We start from the raw sequence: 10,754 nt of genomic DNA, 5'->3' as shown, positions 1-10,754 counted from the left end.
CAACCTTTCCATCTTCAAAGGCCTACGATGGAAAGAATGACGCTCAAATTTTTATCCGGCGATAAAAACTCGGGTGGATGCACTTTTTGCGAAATTCAGTATAGCACGGTCAAAATCGTCTGTCAAGCGCGAAGAAAAACCGCCCCGCACTGGTTTAAGTGCGGGGCGGGACAAAAGGATTTTCGCTTAGAAGAGCGCCAGAATCTTAGCGATTTCGCCGCGGGTGATCTTGCCGAGCGGCTGCAAGGTGTTGTCTTTATAGCCGCCGATGATGCTGGCAGAAACACAGGTTTTAACCTGATCGAGTGCCCATGAAGGAACCGAGGACGCATCCGAATAGGTCAGTGTGGCAGCCGCATAGCCGCGCGGCAGGCAGCGACCAATGACGGTCATGACCTCGGCGCGGGTCATATCCGCATCCGGGGAGAAGTACAGCTCGCCGCCATTGTTCGAGCCCTGCATGATGCCTGCCTGCGAGACGGCATACACTGCGCCGCGTGCCCAGCTCGGGATGTCGGCGTCGTCGGCAAACTCGGTTTCACCGGAATAGGACGTATCCAGACCGAGCAGACGTGCCATCGTGACGGCAAATTCCTTGCGGGTCAGGTTGCGGTCGGGGTTGAAGTAGGTTTTGCTGTCGCTGCCGGTTTCGCCCTTCATGATACCGTTTTGATTGAGCAGGGAGGCGTAACCGCGTGCCCAGTGGTCGGCAGTGTCGGCAAAGACGTTTTTCGCGCTGCCGGCGGTGATGGTAGCCGAGACGCGCGCGCGGTTGCCAGCATCGTCCGAAACGTCAATCGTGACGCAGTGCGTGCCTTCGCTCAGTGCGCCGGTGGTGACCGACAGGGAAGAGCCATTCATGCTGGCCGCACCGGAAACCACCTTGCCGTCGACCTTGACCACAATGTTCGAGGCGCGTGCCGGGTATTTGCCATTTTCCATGGTGGCCTTGCCAGTCAGGGTAGCCGATGCACCGGCATCGACCGTCACCGATGTGCTATTCAGCGAAACAGACGGTGCGTCCGTGTTCGTCACAGCGTGGTCAGCAGAGACCACGATCTGGTCCAGATAAAGCGCGCTGTTTGCAGCGCCCGAGCCGCTGCGCTCCATGCGGATCCCGGTCAGCACCTGCGCGCCGTCCGGGATGGAGGCGGTCAGCTGCTTCCAGCTGCTGGTGGTTGTGGCAGAGAGGGGAGCGGTCAGCTCGTTGCCCTCTGCATCGGTAAAGACCGCAGTCAGCGTGCTCTGCGTGTTTTCGCCGCGCGTCCAAAGCGTCAGATAGGACATATCGGAAACATTGGTCTGCGGCACGGAGATAGTTGCAGTCATTACTTTGCTGCCGTCATAGGCAGCCTTCAGCGAGGCGGTGCCGCGGGCGACCTGCGTATAATCGGTCACAGTGGACAGGGTCACGCCGTCGGTTGCCGTGCAGGGCTGGCTGCTTTCAAAATCAGCAACGGTTTCCGCGTCCTGCGGGTCTCCCATACCGACATTGACCGGAATGGACTTGCTGGTGTTGCCATAGGAGCAGGTGAGCGTGCCGCTTGCCATGCTGCTGCCTGCGGTGAACACACCGTTTTCATCGACCGTACCGATGCCATCGGAGACAGTCCAAGTAAACGAGGTGTCAACCGAGCCCATCTTCTGACCGAGGTGATACGCAATGCCGTCCACATTGATGCTCTGACCCGGCTTGAGGGAAATGGAGCTGATATCCTTGCCGTCGTTTTGCAGTGTGATGGATTGGATATCGCCGGTGACGCAGACCATCATCGAGCCTTCTACCACGCCGTTCGAGCCGGTGATCGTGGCGCTGCCAGTGGTCATGCCAGCGGTAAAGGTTTGGTTGCTCACAGTGCCCATATCACCCGATACCGTGTAGGTCAGATCGGTCGGCGCGTCTGCCGGGCCATAGGAGGCGTCTGCGCCCTTGACGGAAAACCATGTCGATGCGCCGGGCATGACATAGCGGTAGCTTGGTGTGAGGACGGCATGCGCGGTGACACCGTCCGCGGGGATGTTGCTGACAAAGAAAATGTAGTTAGCGCAGGAGCGCTGCGAGCCATCCGACGGTTTTGTGATGAGCGAGGTCGTGCTCTCGCCCGGCTGGCGTAGCGCCATCGCTGAGGAGCCGCCGCCATCCAGACAGATGGCGCGTACGCAGCCCAGCCCAAGCAGTTCGTTGCCCAGTTCCTGTGCGGTCAGACCGACGCTGTGCGAGGACTGGTCGCCGTCGATCTCGTACAGCACAACAGTGCCGTCCGCTTTCACGCCGATCGCGCTGCGCGCACGCCGCGAAGAGGCAGCGTCAATGCCCGAGGTGGTAACCGTGCTGTTGTCAATCAGCAGCTTGCCGCCGACGGCATATTCCACTTCAGCCCAGTTGCTGTCGCTCGCGCCTACCCAGAGCGTCACTTCTTCTCCAACCGGGAAGTCCACCCAGGAGGGGACATTTGCGCCGTCCGACTTGGTCAGCACCATCTGGTTGTCTGCAATGGCAAACGAACTGTTGCCCGTCCCCTTATCGACCACCTTGAGCTTGACCGAGTGGTTGACGGTTACCGGAGTATCGTCCACGCGCTCCAGAATGATATAGGTTCCGTTTGCGGAGAAGTGCGTGGAGTCGTCATAGTTACGATCGAGCAGATAAGCGCCCGCCGTGGTGCGCGTTTTGTTAAAGTAGGAGATGGAAACCGTACCGGATGAACCGGATATCGACATATTCATGGTCGGGCGACCCATCACGGCAGTGCCGTCCGCCTTGAAGCCGACCGCATACTGCCATGCGTCCGAAGAAATCAACTCGCCCTCGTCAATGACCAGACCGATCGGGATGCCGCTGGACATGACAAAAAAGTCCGCATTGGTGCCGCCGATTACGGTCTTTCCCTGGCTTTCCAGATATTTGACAGCATTGGTGATGGTTGCCTGACTGCCGTAGAGCTGCTCGTCCGCATATACCATGATGGGGGAAACGCCGGTGTTGGGCGTATAGGTCAGGATATTGGCCTTTTGCAGTCCGGCTGTATTTTTGCCCTCAGAGCGGGTATATTGCAGGCCTTCGCCAACCGGATAGGAGTAAGAAAACGAATTGGTGAAGGCGGCGCCGGCCGCTGCGGAAAACAGCTGCACGACGGCCAGAGAAGTTGCCAGCAGGCGAATGGGAAGTTTTACGAAATGTTTCATAGTCCTCCTCGATTTCTCAGAATAGTGTAATGATTTCTGTGCCGCAGCTGCGGCGTGTTCAGATGCTCTTGACGAGCTTTTCCAGCACCTCGGAAATTTTCGGGCTGCGCACGGAAACATCCGAAACACGGTGGTAAATGCCCTTACGTGCATTGTATAGCCGACGGGTTTCGGCTTGTTTATCCGGTTTGTCCAGCAGCGGACGGGTGTTGGAATAGGACAGGTTTTTCACAATGCGGAAGAACGGCGTATCCAGATGGATCAGCAGACCGGTCTGCTTGACCGCCTCAACGTTCTCCTGCCGAAGCACTGCGCCGCCGCCGAGCGAAAGCACGATGCCGTCGCGCTGGGACAGCTCGCGGATGTAGGCACTTTCGCGCTCACGGAAATAGGCTTCCCCATGTTCCGCGAAAATGTCCGAGATGTTTTTGCCTTCCTGCGCCTCCAGATACTGGTCGGCATCGACAAATTCCAGCCCTGTCAAGCGGGCGAGCTTGCGTCCGATTGTGGTTTTGCCGCTGCCCATAAAGCCGCACAGCACGATATTGCGCTTGCCATGCTTTTCGTGCAGCCGCTTGACCGCCATTTTGCCGTAGGTGCGGCGCAGGATGGTCTCGCAGGCCTGCGGCGTAAACTGCACGCCCGACCAGATGGTTTGCGCGTGTGCAGCCTGCATGACCAGCATAAAAAGCCCATCACGCACGCGGGTCTTTTTGGGGTTGGCCAGCTTCATCGTCGCCGTGACGGGCGGGTTGTAAATCGCGTCAAACACATATTCGGTTTTGTGCGGCAGATAATGCAGGGGAGCGGCGTTTTCCTTGGGAAACATGCCGACCGGTGTGGAGTTCAGGACGATTTGAATGTCGCGCGGGATGTGCCGGCGGTTGAATACGGAAACATGCGCGCCGGGGACGGCATCGCACAGCTGTTTTTGCAGCGCTGCGGCCTTTTCCATATTGCGTCCCGTGATGGTCAGGTATGCGCCCTGCGTGATGCAGTGGTACGCCATGACCGCTGCCGCACCGCCGTAGCCGAGCAGCAGCACCTTTTTGCCGCGCAGCTTGACGCCGTCGCGCGAAAGCGACTCGGCAAAGCCGAGGATGTCCGTGTTATAGCCGACCGCACGTCCGTCTCGGAAAGCGACAGTATTGACCGAATGCAGGTCGCGCGCAGCGGTGTCCACCTCGTCGAGCAGGTCGATGACCGCTTTTTTGTGTGGGATGGTGCAGTTGATGCCCTTGAGCTTACGCTTTGCCAGTTCAAAGGCTTCGGGCAGGTTTTCAGGCGGCACAGCAACGCCGATATAATCCGCGTCTTGTGCAGAGGCCTCAAACAGCTGCGCGTGCAGCTCCGGGCTCATCGTGTGGCCGAGCGGCCAGCCGAACAGGGCATAGGTTGGCTTTTCCGGCTCAAAAGCACGGAATTCTTCCATGGATAGCAGCATGCGCTCAGCCTCCCAACGCTTCGAGCGTGTCGAAAAAGTCGGGGTAGGAGATGGAAACGACCTCGGGATCGTTGATGCGGCTGGAAGTCTGTGCAGCCAGTGCAAGTACGGCAAGGCTCATGGCAATGCGGTGATCCTTGTAGGTTTCGAACGAAGCACCGCACGGCGTTTTGCCGCCGCGGATGATCATGCCGTCGTCGGTTTCCTCTACGTCTACGCCCGCGCGCGTCAGTTCGGTCACCATGGCCGCGATGCGGTTGGATTCCTTGACTTTAAGCTCCTGTGCGTCGCGGATGACGGTTTCGCCCTCCGCGAATGCAGCTGCAACCGCGAGAACCGGCAGCTCGTCAATCAGGCGCGGAATGATAGACCCGCCGATTTCGACGCCGTGCAGACGGCTGTGCCGCACGGTCAGGTCGCAGACCGGTTCGGCGTCGTCGCGGAAGTTAGATTCGGTGATGTCCGCGCCCATTTCGCGCAGCACGTCCAGAATGCCTGTGCGCGTCGGGTTAACGCCGACGTTTCGGATGGTCAGTTCGCTGCCCGGTACAATCGCACCCGCGACCAAAAAGAACGCCGCGGACGAAATGTCGCCCGGTACGGCGATATCCACCGCATGAAGATCTTCGGGCGGGTCGAGCGTGATCGTATTGCCCTCGGTCTCGATTTCTACGCCCAGCGCACGGAACATGCGCTCGGTATGGTCGCGGGAGGGGGCGGGTTCAATGACCGTGGTCTGTCCCTCGGCGTACAAGCCCGCGAGCAAAATTGCACTCTTGAGCTGGGCGGATGCCACGGGCAGACGGTACTCAATGCCGTGCAGCTCGCTCGGATAGAGCGTCAGCGGGCAGTAGTTATCGTTTTTGCCTTCGATGGATGCGCCCATTTCACGCAGCGGCTTAATAACGCGGCCCATCGGGCGCTTCTGGATGGAAGCGTCGCCGTTGAGTGTTGCGGTGAACGGCTGACCGGCCAGAATGCCGCACAGCAGGCGGGTGGTGGTGCCGCTGTTGCCGGTGTAGAGCGTTTCTTCCGGCTCGCACAGGCCATGCAGGCCCACGCCCTCGACGATCACTTCGTCTTCTGTGATCTCGATTTCCACGCCCATCTTGCGGAAGCATTCGATGGTGGACAGACAGTCCTCGCCCATCAGAAAGCCGGTGATATGGGTCGTGCCGTTTGCCAGCGCGCCCAGCATGACCGCGCGGTGCGAAATGGATTTGTCGCCCGGCACGGTAATCTCACCGCGCAGCGGGCCGCAAGGTTGGATTTGCATTTGTTTACTCCTCCGTTGCATCGGAAACCGGATAGCTGCCGATGACTTTGATGTAGGGCAGCTCCTCATGGAGCTGATAGAGCAAGGACTGCACGGCATGGTCTTGCATATTGCCGGTGAAGTCCACATAGAACACATAGCACCACGGGCTATCCTTGACTGGACGGGAATAGATGCTGGTCATGTCGATGCCGTAATGCGTAAAGACGTCCAGCACGCGGCCGAGCGAACCGGCAACATTCGGGATGCGGAACGCGATCTCGATGCGGTTGTCCTCGGGACGGCTGGTCAGGGTGCGGCTGACCGCGATAAACCGTGTTTCGTTGTGCTTTAGGTCATTGATGCCCTCGACAAGAACGGTCAGGCCGTACCGCTCAGCGGCTTCGCGCGAGCAGATCGCCGCCAGATGCGGGTCGCCTTTTTTCTGCACGTTCTGCGCGGCAATCGCCGTGTTGGCGACCTCAATCGCTTCCAGTCCATGCTCGGTGATGAACGCGTGGCACTGGGGCAGGGCGTGCGGGTGTGAGCAGACGCTTTGGATATCGCTCATCTGCGCGCCCGTTACAGCGGCCAGACAGTGCGAAATTTTTTTGATATACGTTTTGTTGATGGACAGATCATAAGCAAGCAGCAGGTCATAAACCTCACTGACCGTGCCGGCCGTTGTGTTTTCGACCGGAACAACGCCCACGTCAGCCACGCCGTCGCGCACGGACTGGAACACCTGTTCCCAGGTAGGCACATGCTGCGGCTCGCAGTTCGGGAAGAGCGCCCGCGCAGCGAGTTCCTGATATGCGCCCGGCACGCCCTGATAATAGACGGTTTTGGGGGCGAGTTCGTTCCCGGATGGATGCAGCGGGAACCGCTCCGGTTTTTGGCGCAGTACCTCGCTGTATTGATATTCACGGCTGGCGCGGATCATGCTTTGCAAAAGCGCGGTATATTTCAGGCGCAATTCGTCGCCCATGCCCGCAGTGCGCTTTTCGATGATTTCGGCTTCGCGGTCGGGCTTATAGATCTTGTCATCGGTTTCGACTTTGGTCTGCGCCACCTGAAGGGCAAGCTCCATGCGTTCGAGGAAAAGTGCACGGATCTGCTCGTCCACGCGGTTGATGTCCTGCCGAATTTCGGAAAGGTCACGCATAGCCGTTTGCCTCCCGGAAGAGGTTTGCCAGCGCAATGGCGCAGGCCGCTTCGATGACCGGCGCGGCGCGTGTGACGATACAGGGATCGTGCCGTCCGTGAATGGAAAGCGGCTCTACCTTGCCGGTTTGGAGATTCAGGGTCTGCTGTGTAACGGAAATAGAAGGCGTGGGCTTGATGCAGACACGCAGGATCAGCGGCATGCCGTTGGTGATGCCGCCGTTGACGCCGCCGTTATTATTGGTTTCGGTTTTGACCGTATTGCCGTCCTGATAGAGGGTGTCGTTTGCGTGCGAGCCGCGCAGCGCCGCAAAGGCAAAGCCCGCGCCGAACTCCACGCCTTTGACAGCTGGTACAGCAAACAGAATGGAGGACAGGCGGCTTTCCACCGTGTCCATCATTGGGCTGCCGATGCCGGCAGGCAGGCCAACGGCTGCACACTCGATCACGCCGCCGACAGAGTCCTGCGCCTCGCGCGCTTCTTCGATGGCGGCAAGCATGGCATCCAGCGCGCGCGGATTGTTAACCGGATAGTCCGCTTCGCGCAGCGCGTCCAGCTGGGAGGCCGGAATGTCCACATCGTCAAACGGCATATCCTGAATTTGAGCGATCGACTGGATATGTGAGCCGATCGTTACGCCACGCGTTTTGAGCCACAGCTTGCACAGCGCGCCTGCGAATACCAGCGGGGCGGTCAGGCGGCCGGAAAAGTGTCCGCCGCCGCGCAGATCGTTGCAGCCGTGATAGCGCACCATGCCGGTGTAATCCGCATGGCCCGGACGGGGCTGCGCGGCAAGAGCAGCATAGTCGCCGGAGCGCTGATTGGTGTTTTGAATGATGGCGCAGATAGGCGCGCCGGTCGTCTGGCCGTGCAAAAAGCCGGATTGGATAAGCGGTGTATCTGCCTCCTTGCGCTGGGTGGACTGCTTATTGCGTCCGGGGGCGCGGCGCTCCATTTCCCGCAGCACAAAGGCCTCATCGTATGTAACGCCCGCCGGAAAACCGTCGATCACGATGCCAATGCCCGCACCGTGCGATTCACCGAAAATGGAAATTTTAATGGCACTGCCCCAAGTGGAACCCATCAGGCAAACCTCCTTACAGTTTGAGAATGTATTCGTGCAGCGTTTCCGCCTCGATTGGCGTGATTTCCGCTCGGCCCGGCTCGCGCACGAGAATGAAGTTGACCGTGCTGCCGAATTTCTTTTTATCGGACAGCAGCGCATGGAAAATCGCTTCGCGGTCATGTGTCAGCTCGGTCGGCAATCCAAGCTGCTGAAGCAGCGTTATGAGCGGCGCGGACAGGTCAGCGTCGCCGCGCAGCGCGCTCAGCCGCATCGCGGCAACCATACCGATCGCGACGGCCTGCCCATGGGTCAGCTCGGTATAATTCCCGAGCTTTTCCACCGCATGGCCAACCGTATGGCCGAAATTGAGGATCATACGTAGACCGGTATCGTGCTCGTCAATGGCGACGACATCGCGCTTGATCTTGACGCATTCATAGATCACGTCGCCGATGTGCGCCTTATAGTCCGGCTGCGACACCATTTCCAGAATTGCAGGGTTGGCGATATAGCCGTATTTGACAACCTCGGCCATACCATCGGCAAAGGTGGTGTCCGGCAGCGTTTTCAGCACCTCTGGGTCAATCAGCACCAGCCGCGGCTGGTAGAACGCGCCGACAAGGTTTTTGCCTTCGTCAAGGTCTACGCCGGTCTTGCCGCCGACCGAGGAATCTACCTGCGCCAGCAGGGTGGTCGGAATTTGGCACAGCGATACGCCGCGCAGGAAAGTCGCGGCGGCAAAGCCCGTGATGTCGCCCACCACGCCGCCGCCAAGCGCAATGATGAGATCCTTGCGCGTCATGCCCGCGGCGAGCAGGTCATGGTAGATGCCCTCCACCGTGGAAAGCCGTTTGTGCTCTTCGCCTGCGGGAATGACGGTTGAGCTCACCGGCAGAGTAAACTGCTGCGCGAGCGTTTCCAGATAGAGCGGCGCAACCGTCGAGTCGGTTACGATATGCACGCGGGAAGGGGAGAACACATCCAACATCGCCTTGCCCGCGCGGCCCAGCAGGCCGGTTTCGATATAAATTTCCGAAATGCCCGCGGCACCCTGCAACGTCAGCGGTTCGCGCGGGGGAATAGCGCCCTTGATATCCATAGCGTGCCTCAAATCTCGCGACCGACAGCCTGCGCCACTGCACGCAGACTCTGCATGGTCTCGTGGAAAGAATCATAGGTCAGCGACTGTGCGCCGTCCGACAGGGCGTGCGCAGGATCGTTGTGCACCTCGATCATCAGGCCGTCCGCACCTGCGGCGACCGCGGCCTTTGCCAGCGGCTCGACCATCCAGTAGATGCCGCCTGCGTGAGACGGGTCCACGACGACCGGCAGATGGCTCATGCGCTTGAGCACCGGCACTGCCGAAATGTCCAGCGTGTTGCGGGTGTACTTTTCATAGGTGCGGATGCCGCGCTCGCACAGGATGACCTTTTCGTTGCCGCCTGCCATGATATACTCAGCGCTCATCAGGAATTCTTCCATTGTGTTGGCAAAGCCGCGCTTCAAGAGAATCGGCTTGTCGGTTTGACCGAGTTCCTTGAGCAGCTCGAAGTTCTGCATGTTACGTGCGCCGACCTGGAAGCAATCGCACTTATCCATGAACAGGTCGATGTGCGCAGGATTCGTGATCTCGGTAACGACCGGCAGGCCGGTTTCCTCATGCGCCTTGTGCAGCAGCTCAAGTCCCTCGGCCTTGAGACCCTGGAACGAGTACGGGGAGGAACGCGGCTTCCATGCACCGCCGCGCAGCACGGTTGCGCCGTCCGCCTGCACATGCTTGGCAACGTCGATGATCTGCTCCTCGCTCTCGACCGAGCAGGGGCCTGCCATGACAACCAGTTTCTTGCCGCCGACCACAACGCCCGGCGCAATGGTCACTTCGGTGTTGTCCGGATGGAACTTGCGGTTAGCCAGCTTGAACGGCTCCTGCACCTTGAGGATGTTCTCGACCTGCGGGTCGCGCAGCAGCGCGTCCTTATCGACTGCGCCCGTGTCGCCGACCAGACCAATGACGATCGTGCCTGCGCCGTAAATCGGGTTGGCCTTGACGTTCCAGCGTTCAATGTGGCGGGACAGTTCCTCAACATGTTCGCGCGTCGCGCCCTGCTTCATAATGATAATCATATTTTATCTCTCCTTTGGAATGATGTGGGATTGGTGTTTGTCCGGCGGAAAAAGCACAAAAAAAGCCTTTCATCCACAAAGAGGGACGAAAGACAAACGGTTCCGCGGTACCACCCACATTCGGCATAACAAGTGATGCCGCACTTTTTCGGATACGAAAATATCCTATCCCTGTAACGGAGGAAGTCCGTCGGCGCCTACTGGAAACTGCTTTTCAGCGCCGCAGCTCAAGAGGGAACTTCATTGTGCCGGCGCCTGCGTCCGTTTCCAGTCATGCCGGACACTCCCTGAAAGCCGCACTTGGAACAATTACTTTCCTCTGTCATCGCTTTGTGCAATATTTGTACCTATTATATGCCTGTCGAGCCGGATTGTCAATGGCGTTTTTGTTACGGTTGTGTTTCACGGTTGTGTTTCAGTCATATTCGGGACAGGCCGGGCATAGAGTAGGACAGGTGATGCAAATGGAAGTAAAACAGGACGGAATGTTTATGCAGGCGATTGGCTGTCTGCC

7 protein-coding genes and 1 other annotated feature are annotated in these 10,754 nt (G+C 58.8%); all 7 genes read right to left on the bottom strand.

The genetic code is table 11. The features are described 5' to 3' along the window. Nucleotides 1-186: 186 nt before the first annotated feature. From ABGT74_RS03695 to aroF, 7 genes are read right to left on the bottom strand one after another with little or no spacing between them, the layout of a single operon-like run. Nucleotides 187-3,186: a phosphodiester glycosidase family protein gene (locus tag ABGT74_RS03695; RefSeq protein ID WP_346704507.1), complete on the bottom strand. Its 3,000-nt coding sequence runs from the start codon at nt 3,184-3,186 to the stop codon at nt 187-189. 58 nt (nt 3,187-3,244) lie between these two features. Then, nucleotides 3,245-4,630, bottom strand: coding sequence for a shikimate kinase (locus ABGT74_RS03690; protein ID WP_346704506.1), 1,386 nt, complete (start codon nt 4,628-4,630; stop codon nt 3,245-3,247). A gap of 4 nt (nt 4,631-4,634) precedes the next feature. Then, complete coding sequence (gene aroA / locus ABGT74_RS03685; protein ID WP_346704505.1) at nt 4,635-5,906, bottom strand: 3-phosphoshikimate 1-carboxyvinyltransferase; 1,272 nt, start codon at nt 5,904-5,906, stop codon at nt 4,635-4,637. Nucleotides 5,907-5,910: 4 nt separating this feature from the next. Then, a complete protein-coding gene (pheA, locus tag ABGT74_RS03680; RefSeq protein WP_346704504.1) occupies nt 5,911-7,050 on the bottom strand; it encodes a prephenate dehydratase in 1,140 nt (379 codons plus the stop codon). Further along, nucleotides 7,043-8,134 (bottom strand): chorismate synthase, encoded by a 1,092-nt coding sequence (gene aroC, locus ABGT74_RS03675; protein ID WP_297283508.1) that lies wholly within the window; start codon nt 8,132-8,134, stop codon nt 7,043-7,045. Before aroC ends, pheA begins: the two co-directional genes overlap by 8 nt. A gap of 13 nt (nt 8,135-8,147) precedes the next feature. Beyond that, a complete protein-coding gene (gene aroB / locus ABGT74_RS03670) occupies nt 8,148-9,215 on the bottom strand; it encodes a 3-dehydroquinate synthase (protein ID WP_346704503.1) in 1,068 nt (355 codons plus the stop codon). Nucleotides 9,216-9,223: 8 nt separating this feature from the next. Beyond that, entirely contained in the window at nt 9,224-10,240 is a 1,017-nt protein-coding gene (aroF, locus tag ABGT74_RS03665; protein WP_346704502.1) for a 3-deoxy-7-phosphoheptulonate synthase, read from the bottom strand. 78 nt (nt 10,241-10,318) lie between these two features. Then, nucleotides 10,319-10,575: a binding site (T-box leader), on the bottom strand. Nucleotides 10,576-10,754: the final 179 nt, after the last annotated feature.

The sequence above is a fragment of the uncultured Agathobaculum sp. genome (assembly GCF_963927765.1).
Classification (GTDB): Bacteria; Bacillota; Clostridia; order Oscillospirales; family Butyricicoccaceae; genus Agathobaculum.
This window is presented reverse-complemented; position numbering and strand designations above follow the sequence as displayed.

Excerpts from the sequence above, each read along its gene's own strand:
- ABGT74_RS03695 (WP_346704507.1), bottom strand. The coding sequence starts at position 3,186 with ATGAAACATTTCGTAAAACTTCCCATTCGCCTGCTGGCAACTTCTCTG.
- pheA (WP_346704504.1), bottom strand. The coding sequence starts at position 7,050 with ATGCGTGACCTTTCCGAAATTCGGCAGGACATCAACCGCGTGGACGAG.
- aroC (WP_297283508.1), bottom strand. The coding sequence starts at position 8,134 with ATGGGTTCCACTTGGGGCAGTGCCATTAAAATTTCCATTTTCGGTGAA.
- aroB (WP_346704503.1), bottom strand. The coding sequence starts at position 9,215 with ATGGATATCAAGGGCGCTATTCCCCCGCGCGAACCGCTGACGTTGCAG.
- aroF (WP_346704502.1), bottom strand. The coding sequence starts at position 10,240 with ATGATTATCATTATGAAGCAGGGCGCGACGCGCGAACATGTTGAGGAA.
- ABGT74_RS03690 (WP_346704506.1), bottom strand. The coding sequence starts at position 4,630 with ATGCTGCTATCCATGGAAGAATTCCGTGCTTTTGAGCCGGAAAAGCCA.
- aroA (WP_346704505.1), bottom strand. The coding sequence starts at position 5,906 with ATGCAAATCCAACCTTGCGGCCCGCTGCGCGGTGAGATTACCGTGCCG.